This window comes from Niallia sp. HCP3S3_B10 (assembly GCF_052064465.1).
Lineage (GTDB): Bacteria > Bacillota > Bacilli > Bacillales > Cytobacillaceae > Niallia > Niallia hominis.
This window is the reverse complement of the sequence record NZ_JBQHVO010000036.1, coordinates 25,776-39,903: the sequence shown is the minus strand read 5'-3', so window position 1 is coordinate 39,903 and position 14,128 is coordinate 25,776. Positions and strand designations below refer to the sequence as shown.

Genomic DNA, 14,128 nt, shown 5'->3' with positions numbered 1-14,128 from the left:
GTTAGACCCTTACTTCCCTACCCATTATTTATTTTTCTAAAACTTCCTTCACTAAGGAATGGAAAATAGATAAAGCGTGATTGATAGGCTCTGGGGTTGTCAAATCGACACCAGCCTTTTTGAGAAGCTCGAGTGGATAGTCAGAACTTCCACTTTTTAAAAAGTCTAAGTAGTTTTCTACATCCCCTTTCTCTCCTACAATTAATTTATCAGCTATATTTATCGCTGATGCAAAACCAGTTGCATACTTATAAACATAAAAAGGACGATAAAAATGGGGAATTCTCGACCATCCATACTTCACTTGCTCATCAATGACTAAATCGCTGCCATTATATGCTTTAAATAATTCCTCATAAGTTGAATTGAAAAAATCCAATGAGAGAGGAAGCCCGTTTTCTGCTTGCTCATGCACTGTTTTTTCAAATTCGCTAAACATTACCTGTGTAAAGAAGGTACCTTTAAAACTATCAATAAAATGGTGCAGTAAATGCTCTCTTTTTAATGGATCCTGCTCTAATTTTAATAAATGTCTTATTAACAATACTTCATTCACAGTAGAAGCGACTTCCGCAACAAAAATGCTATAGCCTGCACTTATTTGTGGCTGATGTTTACTACTAAAATAGGAATGCATCCCATGTCCACATTCATGAGCTAATGTAAATAAGCTATCTAAATCGTCCCGATGGTTTAGCAGAATAAATGGATGTACACCATATAATCCTAAATTATAAGCACCTGAACGTTTCCCAGGTGTTTCCCGTACATCTAAGTAACGCTTTTCTTTAAAACTTTTTAGCACTGCGATATATTCTTCACCTAATGGTTTTAATGCATCCACCATTATTTGAAATGCGTCATCATAGCTAATCTCTTCTTTGGCTGCTTCTCCGACTAATGGAACACTTAAATCATAGGCATGCAGTTCTTTGAGCTGAAGTCGCTTTTTGCGAAACTTCATATAGTCATCCATATAAGGTAAGTTCTTTCTTGTAGTCTCAATTAAATTATTATACACTTCTACTGGGACTTGGTCTCCAAACAAACTTTTTTCTAAAGCAGAAGGATAATTTCTTAATTTTGCTGTTTTTACATTATTTTTCACTGCAGCACTAAAGGTTGTTGCAATCGTATTTTTCATGCCTATATATGGTTTATAATAGGCTAGGTATGCTTCTTTCCGTACATTTCGATCTTCACTTTCGATTCTTTTTGCATACATTCCCCTTGTTAGCTCAATTTTTTCTCCATCTTCATTTGTTACTTCTCCAAATGTAATATCTGCATTATTTATCATTCCGAATACATTGCTCGGTACACCTAATGCTTCTCCTAGTTCGGACAAAATCTCTTCTTTTTCTTTGCTTAATACATGCTTCTTATAGCGAAAAGACTCTAATAAGTCTTTTTCAAAATAAGCTAATCCTGTCTCAGCTTTTATGTAGGCTTTTAATTTGCTTTCTTCTAATGACAATAAAAAAGGCATAAAAAAGGAGGTAGCTCTACTATATTTCTGCCCTACATAGCGAGCTTTTTCAATTAGACTTTGGGCATGGGTATTACGCGTATCTAAGTCTAATAGAAGCATTCCATAAGCATATACTTTTCGATAGATAAAACTAGTTTCCTCTGATAAAGTAAGATATGCTAATAAGCTTGCCCCGTCTGAAATATTACTATTGAAAGTGGCAAGCTCCTCGATTTTTTTCTCCAATAATTGAAGATCGTTTTCCCAATCTTCTTCTGTTTTATAAATATCCCTCAAATTCCATTTTTCCAAATCTGTAACTTCTTCCCTTGTTTTATATGTATTCATAAACTTCCTCCTATTCATTGGTTTTCTATATTTCACTTGTTATCATGAAATGAAAAGATATGTTTATGCTTAAATCATACCTAGCCATATCCTATTATGTAAAGTATAAACGCTTCTATCGAATTGTACGGGAGTTTTCCAAAATTATCATTATTGTTCCATAATACTTTTTTTCAATACTTGTAATAATTGGAGGTCGATTGAACGGAATTTGTCTAATAAATAACAAAGCTTTGAAGAGAATCCATAAGAAATAGCTTGCCAAACTTCTAGAAACTATGTTATATTAATCAAGCGATGAGCTATATTGAATAAGTCAATGAACATTATTGCGCTATGTGGAGCGTAGTTTATTGCCTCAATACGTAGGACACATTTGTAGTGTCCCTAACTGCCGATAAACTTTTGTTTATTGGCAGTTTTTATTTTTATATGTCCATACAAAAAGCTATCCTTTTTTTGCAGGGAAAAACCTCACTGATTTTTCAGAGTGAAAATACAGTGAGGCATCCCATTTAGGATAGCTGTTATGTTTATTACAAATATAATTTATTACGATTATTATGCGGTTAATTCCTTTAACTCTTCTGTTAAACGATAAAATTGTTCCTTGTCACCAGCAATTAATGTTTTGTCAATTTGTTTTTTTAGCTCAGCTTTTCGAAAGTCGTAAAGGGCTTTTTCTAATACCATTTCAGCGAATAAAGAATCAACTACATTTCCTACAGACTGTTTTGGAGCATTTAATAAATACTTTTCCATTTGAATCAACCCCTTGTTCTTTTTTACATTATAGCAGTAATTTTCTGATAATTCAAATACTTTTTTTCGAGGAAATTTATTCCTTTTAAAACTTTTATAAAAAAGTGGATTTATGTATAGGCTATTGTCTCTTTTTCATGTATTCTTGATAGAGGTTAGGAAAGGGGAGTTCAAAATGAGTTATAAAATGATCGTATTAGATATGGATGATACTTTATTAACAGATAACCATACTATCTCAGATGCAACAAAAAAAGCTTTAATGCTAGCACAAGAAAATGGCGTTAAGGTGGTCCTTGCATCTGGAAGACCAACATATGCTATCGAAGATGCTGCAGAAGAGTTGAGGCTTGCTGAATATGGGAGTTTTATTCTTTCTTTTAATGGTGCAAAAATAACAAATTGTAAAACGAAAGAAGAACTATTTAGTAGTACATTACCACCAGAAACCGTTCATGATCTTTATGATTTAAGCCAAAGGGAAAATGTGTGGATTCATACTTATATGGAGGATGAAATCATTACACAACAGAATAATCCATTCACTGAAATCGAAGCAGATATTACCGGCTTACCTATTAAGACAGTTTCCGATTTCAAACAAACTGTTTCCTCTCCTGTCGTAAAGGTATTAATGGTGAAAGAAGAAGAGCATCTTAAAGTAGTAGAAGCAAAGCTACAACAAGAGTTAGCAGAACATTTAAGTGTCATGCGCTCTAAACCATTTTTCCTTGAATTTACGGAATTAGGAGTTACTAAAGGGACAAGCCTCGCCATTCTCATTGAAAAACTGGGCATTACAAGAGAAGAAGTCATTGCTATTGGTGATAGTTATAATGATGTAGCGATGATTGAATTTGCTGGCCTTGGTGTTGCGATGGGAAATGCCCCTGATGATGTAAAGGCGCTTGCTGATTACGTGACAGATACTAATAATAACGATGGTGTTGCAAAAGTTATCCATACTTTTATTCTAGACCCTGTTACTACCAAGTTAGTGTAATTATATTGTTTGATATAATTTTATCTTTCAGTAAAAATAACAAAGGAGTATACCTAATCAGAATAGGTATACTCCTTTTAACATAGCAATTACTTATATCCACTAATTTCGTTACTCACTCTTCCTCGTCTGGATCATTAAAAACTTTTATCGTTTTAAAAGCCAAGTTCACTTTAAAATGAAGATTCCAATTACTACGAAGGACCTCTATCTCATGGTCTTGAACAGCAACACACAAAACAACATCTCCATCCCAATCCATTAATACATATTCATTTTGGTTTGAGAATAATTTATAGTCTTTATGTGCTATTAAATTCCAGCCAAAATTTAGCGTGTGGCTTTTATTAGACATTAAGATGCTCCTTTATTTTCCTTGTAAAGGAATTATTTCACTTCAACTGTCCAGCCGAATGGATCTTCTTGTCTTCCATTTTGGATATCAGTGATTATCTTATATAAATTCGATGCCAATTCTCCTGTTTCTCCATTATTTATGATTATTTTTTCTTCGTTCCAGAAGAATTCACCAATTGGAGAGATAACAGCAGCTGTTCCTGTACCGAATGCTTCTTCTAATTGACCGTTTTTATGGGCTTCAAAAATTTCAGCAATCGAAATTTTTCTTTCTGTAATAGGAATATTCCAATGCTGAAGAAGCTCCATAATACTTCTTCTTGTTACCCCCTCTAAAATGCTTCCATTTAACTGAGGTGTGACTACTTCTCCGTTTATTTTGAAGAATACGTTCATTGCGCCAACTTCTTCAATATATTTCTTTTCTACTCCATCTAACCAAAGAACTTGAGAGTAGCCTTTTTCATTAGCAATTTGTTGTGCTTTTAAGCTTGCTGCATAGTTACCAGCTGTTTTTGCTGACCCAGTACCACCTGCAACTGCACGTACATATTCATTTTCAACGAAGATTTTTACTGGTTTAACGCCTTCTTTATAATACGAACCTACTGGTGATAAAATGATCATAAATTTATAGCTAACAGATGCTGCTACACCTAAATAAGGCTGAGTAGATATAACGAAAGGTCTTATGTATAAAGAGGTTCCTTCTCCATTTGGAATCCATTCTCTATCGATATTAATTAATTGTTTTAAAGCATTTAAGGCAAACTCTTCATCTATTTCAGGTATACAAAGTCTGTCATTTGATTTATTTAAACGCTCCATATTTTTTTCTGGTCTAAATAAAAGGACTTTGCCTTCTTTCGTTAAATAAGCTTTTAACCCCTCGAAAACTGCTTGTCCGTAGTGGAAAATAACAGAAGCAGGATCTAAAGTAATCGGTTGGTATGGAAGAATTTGTGCATCATGCCATCCTTTATCGACTGAATAATCCATCATAAACATATGGTCAGTAAACACTTTACCAAATACTAATGTTGCTGGATCCGGTTTTGGTTTCTTTTCTTTTGCTAATGTTACAGTGATTGTTTGTTCTGTCACGTTCCATTCTCCTTATCATAAATATTATTTCTATTTATTATAACGCAAAGTTTCTATAGAGAAAGTAATTTTGATAAAAAGTTAGAAATTATTTTGCGTAGCTAAGGAAATGATAAGTAACTTTTTTGAAAAAATTTCCACAAATCATTTTATAGCTGTATTAAAAAAGCCAATAAAAAAACAACCAAATCTACATTATGTAAATTTGGCTGCACTATTAATTCCAATGCTTTGTATCATCTAAAAGTTCATCAATTTCTATGTCGATTAAATTCCATGAGGATATTTCCTGCTCTAAATCAGTTGTGTTTGTTAAAATTTCGTCAATGTCGGTTCTAATTAAATGCATGATTGCCTCCTTTAAAACCGTCTTAATTCTGTCTAGAGATTACGCCTAATATAATTTCCAAGCTGGAAACGGTTATATTTATTATAGCATTTACCCCTGTTTACATATAATAAACCTGCTTTACAAATTGATTACACCTTATAGACAAAATGATGAAATTCTTTATTACAACGAGAAATTATAAGAACATGTTATAATAATCAATACTATCTATTACAATGGATATAGTTTTAAGAGGAATTGAGCTATCTCTGTTTCTCTTTCGTTTAATTCGTTAGAAATTAGCTGTCTACCTTTAGTTTATCCATTTTCACTTGATTCATTCGTTATGCATGGTCTTCTCTTTGGTTATACTGGTTAGACAACTGGAGGTTATTCAAATGACAAAACTATTAAAATGGGTACTCACCCTTCTTATCATATATGCGGCATATAATTTCTTTATTAAAGAGAGGGAAGATACTGCGATAAATACGGTTTCTGAAGAAATAGAAAATAGTATTAATCAAGAATCTATTACTTCCTTTATTCAGACACTTACAAGAGAATTAAATGGCCTAAAGTCAATTTTTCAGGACGCACAGGACTTTCTCCCAGACTGGAATGTGGAGAAACATTCCGCAGATATTCCTAAACCTGTATTGGAAACACCAAAGGACTATCCATTTTCTATCTATAATATTTCCCTTGGAGATGAGCAACAAAAGGTTGAAAAGTCACTTGGCGCTCCGCAACGAGTAACGGAAAATGAATACGGAATTTCTTGGATTACTTATCATAACAATTATCATAACTTTGTAATGATAGGTTATGATGACAATAATAAAGTAGCGGCTCTATATACAAATCAGGATTTAATTGCTTCTAGTTACGGTATCAAAAAGGGAACGAAGAAAGAACAAGTGTTAGATACATTGGGTGAGCCTTTAACAGAGTTAAGAAAAGGACTGGTTTCTTATAAAATGGCTGAAGATCGTGATTATGAAATGTTTGCTCTCGAAGATTCCTATGTCACTGTTTTTTTTGATAAACATGAAAATAACACTGTTACCGCTCTTCAAATCATCAGCTCTTCCTTAGAAGATAATCGGAAAGATTTTTATGTGGATGGTACTGAGAATCTCAAAGAAGGCTTTGAATATCAATTATTTGATTTAACAAATGCAAGTAGAGTAAATAATAATTTAAATCCTTTAACATGGGATGAAGCAGTAAGAGAAACAGCCCGCAAACACAGTTTAGACATGGCAGAAAATAATTATTTCAGCCATACCAATCTTGAAGGCGAATCACCATTTGATCGGATGCTTAACGATGGAATACACTACAGTATGGCAGGCGAGAATTTAGCTTATGGCCAAAACAGCAGTGTTTTTGCACATGAAGGCTTAATGAATTCAATGGGGCATCGCGAAAATATCTTACAAAAGGATTTTGCATCCTTAGGCGTCGGAGTTGCCTTTAACAACGATGCTCAGCCATACTATACAGAGAATTTCCTTACAAAATGAGGATTGGACAAAAACTAAGTCGTACCATTGAGCTATAGACACTTAGCTTTCCTCTCCATCCACTTCGTTTTAAAAGCTATTTCCTAAAAATATTGATTTTCCTAGAAAAATCAATTAGTTGGAAAAAAGGAGCATCCTGAATTTGCATAAACTCCTGTAAGATCAGCAAGAGGCCCACGGAAAGCAAGTGTATTCAGGATGCTAGAATGATCAACAAACGTGCCTGAAACCGTCTTTTTTAACAATGATAAAAAATGCGAACAGCTATACTTTATTTAGTATAATCGTTCGCATTTATCACTTGCTAAATAATATGATTCCTACCTCATTTTGCGCAATTTTTCAGTTTCTGTTTTCTGTCTCAGGAAATTAATCAACTAGCTATTTACCATTTACCCTCTACTAAATAATTAAATTTCCAATCATCCATATTAAGAAAAAGCTAATCACAATGGATAAATTTGCAGCAGTGCCGACAAAGCGTTGGTTATATTTAAACTCTATGCTATATGGAAGCACACAAGATGCCATTGGTAAGATTAAACAGATTAATATTGTGTAGCGGAACATTTCTTCAGCTGGCCAAAGAAAAAAAGCGAGAAATCCTAATAAGAGACCGGTACCATACCTAATCCCAAGTACTCTTCCAATTCCTTTCCAATACTTCTTGTCAATCGAGAAATTCAAATAGATGCCAAGCAATAATAATGAAAGTGGCATATTTGCTTTCGAAATAGTACCCGTTACATCGATTATTTGATGAGGCAAGTGGATACCTGTAATATTAATGATGAAAATAAAAACATATGTCATCAATGGTATGGATTTTGAAAGCTGCCCTGCTACATGCTTTGCACTAAGTACTGTTCCTTCTTTCGAATAATAACTCCCAATTAAATAACTAATCCCAAAAGTAACGATAGCATTGCCAATATCAAACATGCCGAAATACTTGATTCCTTCCGTCCCCCAAATTCCTTGAACTAAAGGATATGCAAAAATGCCAATATTAAATCCAGGGATGAGCATTCCTAACATCCCTTTTTCCTTATTTTCTTCCTTTCGAAATAAAAAAAGTCCGAAAACACTAATGACTATTCCATAAAATAGGCCAAGGAAAACTAACAAAAGCAAGGAATTCTCAATAATAACATTATGTAAGGTAGAGATAATTAAACAAGGTAAAGTGATATTAAAGATAATCCGAGCTAATCCTTCTCCATCCTTTTCTTTAATAATATTTTTCTGTTTAAAGAAATAACCGATTGCGATGATAATAACCGAATACAAAAATTGGGTATTAAAATTTTCCATTCTCTAATTTCCCCTAACTATTAAGTTACAACTACTAATGAACCTACTATACTACTATTCGGATTGCTTTTAAAGGCTTAGTTTCGAAAAAAAGGATTGGATGCGTGACAAGACAAATAATCTTATCAAACGAATCTAATCCTTTTTAAATGGTTCTATTTAAAAGCTATTGCTTTCACTTACAGTATTATTTATTTCTTTCAATCTGCGAATATCAAGACGAATTAATAATGACACTGCCAGTGATACAATAAACATACAAGAAAATACAAGCAGTGTTCCTTGATAGCTACCTGTCGTATCACGAATCCATGATACGATGCTAGGACCAGCAACACCGGCAGCGGACCAAGCTGTAAGAATGTATCCGTGAATAGCGCCAAGTTGTTTTGTACCAAATAAGTCGCCAATATAGGCTGGTATAGAAGCAAATCCTCCACCGTAACAAGACATAATGATAAATATAATGATTGAAAAAGCAATGTAATGATGCAAATGAGGAAGAGCAAAGAATGCTACTACTTGTATTGCAAAAAATAATGTATATACATTTGGTCTTCCAATATAATCAGAAATAGCAGCCCAAGCAATTCTTCCTGCACCATTGAAAACGCCCATAATACCAACAAGTGTTGCAGCTCCAGCTACAGACATTCCTGCTAATTCTTGGCCCATTGGAGAGGCAACAGCGAGAATGGCAATCCCACATGTAATATTGATAAATAACATAATCCATAATGCCCAAAACCGTTTCGTTTTTACTGCTTCATTTGCTGTTAACTGTGACAAATCTTCTCTTACTTTCATGTGGCCAGCTTCCACAGATTGCTTAAACCCTTTTGGCATATATCCTTTTGGTGGTGCTTCTAAATATTGTGCGGAACAAAGAATAACAACAAAATATACTGCTGCAAGAATATAAAAGGTATTAGATATCCCAACCGAATTAATCAAATGATTCATTACCGGACTACTAATCATCGAAGCAAAGCCAAATCCCATTATCGCTAATCCTGTTGCTAAACCTCTACGATCCGGAAACCATTTAACCAATGTTGATACAGGAGTAATATAGCCAACACCTAAACCAATTCCGCCAAACATACCGTAAGTGATATAGAGTAATGGTAAAGATTCAATGCTTGTTGCAAATCCAGCACCAGCCATCCCTATCCCAAACATGAAGGCAGAAAGTCTGCCAGCAGCACGAGGACCATATTTTTCGACAAAGTGACCGAGAAAAGCTGCGGATAATCCTAAAAATAAGATAGCGATACTAAATGTCCATGAAATATTTGTTAAACTCCAGTTAAATTGAGCTTCAAGCGGCTTTGTAAAAACACTCCAAGCGTATACAGACCCGATTGAAATATGAATCCCAACTGCAGATAATGCAATTAACCAACGATTTTTTGTTTTCATATAAACCATACCCCTATTATATTATTTAGCGTTCTTAACTTTTAACAAAGCTGTTTTCCAAAAGATTGTTGTTTTTTTAATAGAAAATATGAATTAGTTGCCAAAATAGAGCAGCAAGAAATATACTTAGACTCCTGTGGGATTAGCGAGACAGTCCTAAGGCCCTGCAGGAGCGAAGCGACGAAGCGGCTAAAGCGCAAGGCCAACGGAATGTGAAGGGTATTCCGGCTGCGGGCGATAGCAACAAACTATGCGAAAACAGCCATTAACAATAATAGCTTTATTCACTATAAGAAATAGCAAGCGGTTCTGCCGCCTTTCTAACCCCATTTATCGCTAATTCAACCGTTTCATTTGTATGCAATACAACTGCCATTCTTCTTCCTTTTGTTGTTCTCGGCTTACCAAACACACGCACTTGGGTATTTTCGACCGACAATGCATCATTCAAACCAGTAATTAAGTAAGTTTCACTTTCTTTTGTTGCTTTTATAGTCTTGCTAGCACCAGCAGCATATAATTTTACACCAGTAATGGGATAACCAAGAATGGCTCTAACGTGCAAAGCAAATTCAGATAGGTCTTGGGTAATCATTGTAACCATCCCTGTATCATGAGGTCTTGGTGATACTTCACTGAAATATACGCCATTTGCTGTTAAAAATAATTCCACACCAAATAGTCCGTACCCTCCTAGACTATCTGTTATTTTCTTTGCTACCTCCTCTGCCTGTGCTAGTTGGTCAGCTGACATAAAATGAGGCTGCCATGATTCAATATAATCGCCATCCTTTTGTGTGTGACCAATCGGAGGGCAGTAGGTTGTGCCACTAACAGAACGGACTGTTAAAAGAGTTATCTCAGATTCAAAGGAAATAAATTCCTCTACAATGACACGAGTTTTCTTTCCTCTTCCGCCATCTACCGCTTCTTTCCAAGAGGATTCGATATCTTCCGCACTCTGGCAAATGCTTTGACCTTTGCCAGAGGAACTCATGACAGGCTTAATTACACATGGAAATCCAATCTTATGTACTGCTTCTTCCAGTTCTTTTATGTCATTTGCGAAGGCATATTTTGCTGTTGGTATTTTTAGTGTTTCGCTTGCCAATCTTCTAATCCCTTCACGATCCATCGTTAAATAAGTAGCGTTTGCGGTCGGAACTACCGTATAGCCCTCATTTTCTAAATCTAATAGAGTACTAGTCGCGATTGCCTCTATTTCAGGAACAATATAATCAGGCTTTTCTTTTTCGATAAGCCGTTTCAATTGGACACCATCTAGCATATCTACTGTATATGAACGATGTGCCACTTGGCTTGCTGGTGCGTTGTCATAGCGATCAACAGCGATTGTTTCCACTCCTAAGCGCTGTGCTTCAATAATGACCTCTTTCCCTAATTCCCCAGAACCTAATAACATGATTTTTCTTGCTTGTGAAGTATTTGGTGCTCCTACCACGATGCCAATCCCCCTAAACAAAATAATTATTCCTTTATTCTGCATAATAACGTAAAATCATCCTCTATTCAAGGGTTTTTTTCTCTAATTCCGAACAATTTTAGTTAGGTTGTATAAATAATTCGTATTTTCAACAAAAGTGAAATCGCTATATTTATGTAACTCATCCATTCTTTTTATGGACATACAAAAAAAAGCATCGGAATATTTCCAATGCTTTTTTTAGGTTGCTTTTCTTTTCTATGAAAATAATTACTCTCTACCTACACTTATAAAGTTTAATTGATTAAGTAGCAAATGGATTTATGTGGTCATTTTGTTGCTGTCAGAAAAATGAGAATAAATGAGTTCTCCCCTACTTATGGTCGCTTTTACTCTGCCTCTATATGTCTTTCCGATATAAGGGCTAATTTTATTTTTGTAATATAAATCTTCCTTTTTCAAGATAAACTTTTCATTTACATCCACTATTGCTATATCAGCATCATATCCTTTCAGAATGCTTCCTTTATTTGGATAGAGACCAAAGCGTCTTGCAGGATTAGTACTTGTAATTTTTGAAATCATTTCTAACGGAATTCCTCTTTGCCAATATCCTTCTTCTAGTAACACAGAAAGCGTTGTTTGACACCCTGAAATACCTCCCCATGCTTCGAGAAGATTTCCCATTTTCATAGAGGGCAAAGATGGGGAGTGATCAGAGCCAATTACATCAATCTCTCCCTTTCTTATAGCCTCCCAAAGATTATCTACTTCCTGCTTTGACCGTAATGGTGGTGCACATTTTGCAGCTGCTCCTAGCTTCTCTAAGTCATCCATTGTTAAAGATAAGTAGTGTGGACAGGTTTCCACACTTATATCAAGCCCTCTTCGTTTTGCTGCTAAAATTGGCTCTAGAACATCTGCGCTGCTGATATGAACAATATGCAGCCTACATTTCGTTGCCTCTGCATAAGCAATGATACGTTGGACTGCTTCTATTTCTGAAAAAATCGGTCGAGCATTCGAAAAAGCTAATGCTATATGGTCACTTTCCCTATTAATCTCCTTTCCTAAAAACTCTGTAATCGTATCACTTTCCGCATGGACAGCTAAAATACTATGTAATTCTGCTATTTTTTTCATCGCCTGTAAAAGTGTGCGATCATCAGCACTTTGAAAGTCATCGATTCCGCTATTGGACATAAACGCTTTAAAGCCAATTACTCCACATTGCAATAGCTTTTCTAGTTCATCTAGATTACCAGGTACAACTCCGCCCCATAACCGATAATCAATCACTGATTTTTCTTTGGCCAACCCATTCTTTAGATGAAATGCTTGTTCTGATGTTGTTGGTGGATGACTGTTTAACGGCATATCAAAGAATAATGTTGCGCCGCCAGCAGCTAAGCTTTTACTACCGGTTTCCAATCCTTCCCACTCACTTCTTCCTGGCTCATTAAAATGCACATGTGAATCAATAATACCAGGAAACAAATATAAGCCTTCTGCATCAATGATTTGTTTTGCTTTAGTTTCCTTGATATGTAATCCTATATCTACTATTTTCCCATCTTTTATCAAGACGTCTGCTTTTGATAATTTCTCCTCATTAACAATGATTCCATTTTTAATTACTAAATCAAATTCACTCAAAATGCTTCAGCTCCCTCGATATGTCTGATATCCCCAACCAGATAATAATAAAGGAATATGATAATGCTTTTGTGTTTCGTCTGTATAAAAACGAATAGGGATTGTCGTTAAAAAGTTGTTTTTCACTTCTAATCTTTGAAAGTATTCTTTTACAAAAAATACTAATTCATATTCTCCGTTATCCACTTTCTCTAATAATATAGTATCTACTCTGCCATCCTCATTGGTTATTCCCTTTGAAATAAAACTTCTAGCTGAATCTGTTAATTTCCATAATTCTACTTTTATTGATGCTCCTGGTTTTCCTTGTGTTACATCCAATACATGAGTTGTGATTCCAGTTTTCATATTTATGCACCTTGTCCTTTTGTCTCTAGTTTCACGATATCATTTAATCGGAATTTCGAAATGGCAAATATTTGCGTTAAGGCTGTTTGAAATTCTTGCTCTTTTGAATGATTTAATCTGTCCTTCATCGCTTTATAGATGCTGTCCTTTGTATGTCCCTTTACTGCTAATATAAATGGAAAGCCAAATTTTTCGGAATATGCTTTATTTAATGCTGCAAATTCCTGATATTCTTTTTCTGAAAGTGCATCAAGTCCAGCTCCTTTTTGCTCTTTTACGGATGAATCCGTCATTTTCAGCTTTCCTCCTAAATCAGGATGTGCTCGAATTAAGTCCAATTGATCTCCAATAGGAGCCTCTGTTACTGCCTGTACCATCAATTGGTAGAGTACTTGTAGACTGGGAAAGGGGTGATAATCCCATGTCTTATTGGCAATCCAAGGACTATACTCAAATACCCAACCGATTTTTTCTATAAACTCTTGTCGATTCATTCCATTGATTTCTTCTATCGAATACATATCCTCATTCCTTCCGTATAGGCTTGATTAATCTTTTTGTGTTAAAAGGTCGACTGCCCGTAAAATCCCTTCATAGCCTGTGCACCGACATAGATTACCAGATAATGCTGTTAGCACTTCTTTTTTAGTTGGTTGTTCCTTGTCATCAAGCAAAGCTTTTAAAGCTATAACCATACCTGGGGTACAATATCCACATTGAAGAGCCCCTGCCTGCAAAAATGCCTCTTGAATTGGATGAAGTTTCTCTTCTGCTAAACTTTCAATCGTAAAAATCTCTGCATCCTCTATTTGATATGCCATGATTAAACAGGAGTTCACCAATTTTCCATTCATAATGACAGAACATGCTCCACATCTTCCTACCTCACAAGCTATTTTCGTTCCTGTCAGAGATAAAGAATCTCGAACAATATCGACTAGACGAGACGTTGGAGAGAGTGATAGTTCTTGTTGTTTTCCGTTGACTTTAAAGCGTGTTACTCTTTCTATTACCTTTTTGCTTTCCATTACACTCCTCC

General features: G+C 35.0%; 14 protein-coding genes. 2 read left to right on the top strand and 12 right to left on the bottom strand.

The features are described from left to right. Nucleotides 1-28: 28 nt before the first annotated feature. Both pepF and ACTNDN_RS15525 read right to left on the bottom strand, forming a co-directional pair. Nucleotides 29-1,819 (bottom strand): oligoendopeptidase F, encoded by a 1,791-nt coding sequence (gene pepF / locus ACTNDN_RS15530; protein ID WP_031536526.1) that lies wholly within the window; start codon nucleotides 1,817-1,819, stop codon nucleotides 29-31. A gap of 561 nt (nucleotides 1,820-2,380) precedes the next feature. Next, nucleotides 2,381-2,581 carry an IDEAL domain-containing protein gene (locus ACTNDN_RS15525; protein WP_031536527.1) on the bottom strand — a complete coding sequence of 67 codons (201 nt, stop codon included), beginning with the start codon at nucleotides 2,579-2,581 and terminating at the stop codon, nucleotides 2,381-2,383. Nucleotides 2,582-2,756: 175 nt separating this feature from the next. On the opposite strand from ACTNDN_RS15525, the gene ACTNDN_RS15520 reads away from it, so the two are divergent. Continuing rightward, nucleotides 2,757-3,584, top strand: coding sequence for a Cof-type HAD-IIB family hydrolase (locus ACTNDN_RS15520; RefSeq protein ID WP_031536528.1), 828 nt, complete (start codon nucleotides 2,757-2,759; stop codon nucleotides 3,582-3,584). 115 nt (nucleotides 3,585-3,699) lie between these two features. Here the strand turns inward: ACTNDN_RS15520 and ACTNDN_RS15515 are convergent, their stop codons facing one another. The 3 genes from ACTNDN_RS15515 to ACTNDN_RS15505 form a co-directional block, all read right to left on the bottom strand. Next, a complete protein-coding gene (locus ACTNDN_RS15515) occupies nucleotides 3,700-3,939 on the bottom strand; it encodes a hypothetical protein (protein ID WP_031536529.1) in 240 nt (79 codons plus the stop codon). A 32-nt stretch (nucleotides 3,940-3,971) separates the two neighbouring features. Then, complete coding sequence (locus tag ACTNDN_RS15510) at nucleotides 3,972-5,045, bottom strand: branched-chain amino acid aminotransferase (protein ID WP_031536530.1); 1,074 nt, start codon at nucleotides 5,043-5,045, stop codon at nucleotides 3,972-3,974. Nucleotides 5,046-5,262: 217 nt separating this feature from the next. Continuing rightward, on the bottom strand, nucleotides 5,263-5,394 hold the full coding sequence (locus tag ACTNDN_RS15505; RefSeq protein WP_268817856.1) for a hypothetical protein: 132 nt from the start codon (nucleotides 5,392-5,394) through the stop codon (nucleotides 5,263-5,265). Between the two features lie 380 nt (nucleotides 5,395-5,774). Here ACTNDN_RS15505 and ACTNDN_RS15500 point away from each other — a divergent pair, with 380 nt between their 5' ends. Continuing rightward, nucleotides 5,775-6,905, top strand: coding sequence for a CAP-associated domain-containing protein (locus ACTNDN_RS15500; protein WP_031536531.1), 1,131 nt, complete (start codon nucleotides 5,775-5,777; stop codon nucleotides 6,903-6,905). A gap of 402 nt (nucleotides 6,906-7,307) precedes the next feature. Here the strand turns inward: ACTNDN_RS15500 and ACTNDN_RS15495 are convergent, their stop codons facing one another. From ACTNDN_RS15495 to ACTNDN_RS15465, 7 genes are all read right to left on the bottom strand, one after another. Beyond that, entirely contained in the window at nucleotides 7,308-8,219 is a 912-nt protein-coding gene (locus tag ACTNDN_RS15495) for an AEC family transporter (RefSeq protein WP_031536532.1), read from the bottom strand. A 159-nt stretch (nucleotides 8,220-8,378) separates the two neighbouring features. Continuing rightward, a complete protein-coding gene (locus ACTNDN_RS15490; protein ID WP_031536534.1) occupies nucleotides 8,379-9,641 on the bottom strand; it encodes an L-lactate MFS transporter in 1,263 nt (420 codons plus the stop codon). Between the two features lie 280 nt (nucleotides 9,642-9,921). Further along, entirely contained in the window at nucleotides 9,922-11,103 is a 1,182-nt protein-coding gene (purT, locus tag ACTNDN_RS15485) for a formate-dependent phosphoribosylglycinamide formyltransferase (protein WP_031536535.1), read from the bottom strand. A 303-nt stretch (nucleotides 11,104-11,406) separates the two neighbouring features. Then, nucleotides 11,407-12,741: an allantoinase gene (locus ACTNDN_RS15480; RefSeq protein WP_031536536.1), complete on the bottom strand. Its 1,335-nt coding sequence runs from the start codon at nucleotides 12,739-12,741 to the stop codon at nucleotides 11,407-11,409. Between the two features lie 6 nt (nucleotides 12,742-12,747). Beyond that, on the bottom strand, nucleotides 12,748-13,089 hold the full coding sequence (gene uraH / locus ACTNDN_RS15475) for a hydroxyisourate hydrolase (protein ID WP_031536537.1): 342 nt from the start codon (nucleotides 13,087-13,089) through the stop codon (nucleotides 12,748-12,750). A gap of 2 nt (nucleotides 13,090-13,091) precedes the next feature. Further along, nucleotides 13,092-13,610: a 2-oxo-4-hydroxy-4-carboxy-5-ureidoimidazoline decarboxylase gene (uraD, locus tag ACTNDN_RS15470; protein WP_031536539.1), complete on the bottom strand. Its 519-nt coding sequence runs from the start codon at nucleotides 13,608-13,610 to the stop codon at nucleotides 13,092-13,094. 27 nt (nucleotides 13,611-13,637) lie between these two features. Next, a complete protein-coding gene (locus ACTNDN_RS15465) occupies nucleotides 13,638-14,117 on the bottom strand; it encodes a (2Fe-2S)-binding protein (RefSeq protein WP_031536540.1) in 480 nt (159 codons plus the stop codon). Nucleotides 14,118-14,128: the final 11 nt, after the last annotated feature.

Coding starts and splice junctions, on each gene's coding strand:
- ACTNDN_RS15465 (WP_031536540.1), bottom strand. CDS start 14,117: ATGGAAAGCAAAAAGGTAATAGAAAGAGTAACACGCTTTAAAGTCAAC.
- ACTNDN_RS15500 (WP_031536531.1), top strand. CDS start 5,775: ATGACAAAACTATTAAAATGGGTACTCACCCTTCTTATCATATATGCG.
- ACTNDN_RS15495 (WP_031536532.1), bottom strand. CDS start 8,219: ATGGAAAATTTTAATACCCAATTTTTGTATTCGGTTATTATCATCGCA.
- ACTNDN_RS15515 (WP_031536529.1), bottom strand. CDS start 3,939: ATGTCTAATAAAAGCCACACGCTAAATTTTGGCTGGAATTTAATAGCA.
- uraD (WP_031536539.1), bottom strand. CDS start 13,610: ATGTATTCGATAGAAGAAATCAATGGAATGAATCGACAAGAGTTTATA.
- ACTNDN_RS15490 (WP_031536534.1), bottom strand. CDS start 9,641: ATGAAAACAAAAAATCGTTGGTTAATTGCATTATCTGCAGTTGGGATT.
- ACTNDN_RS15505 (WP_268817856.1), bottom strand. CDS start 5,394: ATGCATTTAATTAGAACCGACATTGACGAAATTTTAACAAACACAACT.
- ACTNDN_RS15525 (WP_031536527.1), bottom strand. CDS start 2,581: ATGGAAAAGTATTTATTAAATGCTCCAAAACAGTCTGTAGGAAATGTA.
- pepF (WP_031536526.1), bottom strand. CDS start 1,819: ATGAATACATATAAAACAAGGGAAGAAGTTACAGATTTGGAAAAATGG.
- uraH (WP_031536537.1), bottom strand. CDS start 13,089: ATGAAAACTGGAATCACAACTCATGTATTGGATGTAACACAAGGAAAA.
- ACTNDN_RS15520 (WP_031536528.1), top strand. CDS start 2,757: ATGAGTTATAAAATGATCGTATTAGATATGGATGATACTTTATTAACA.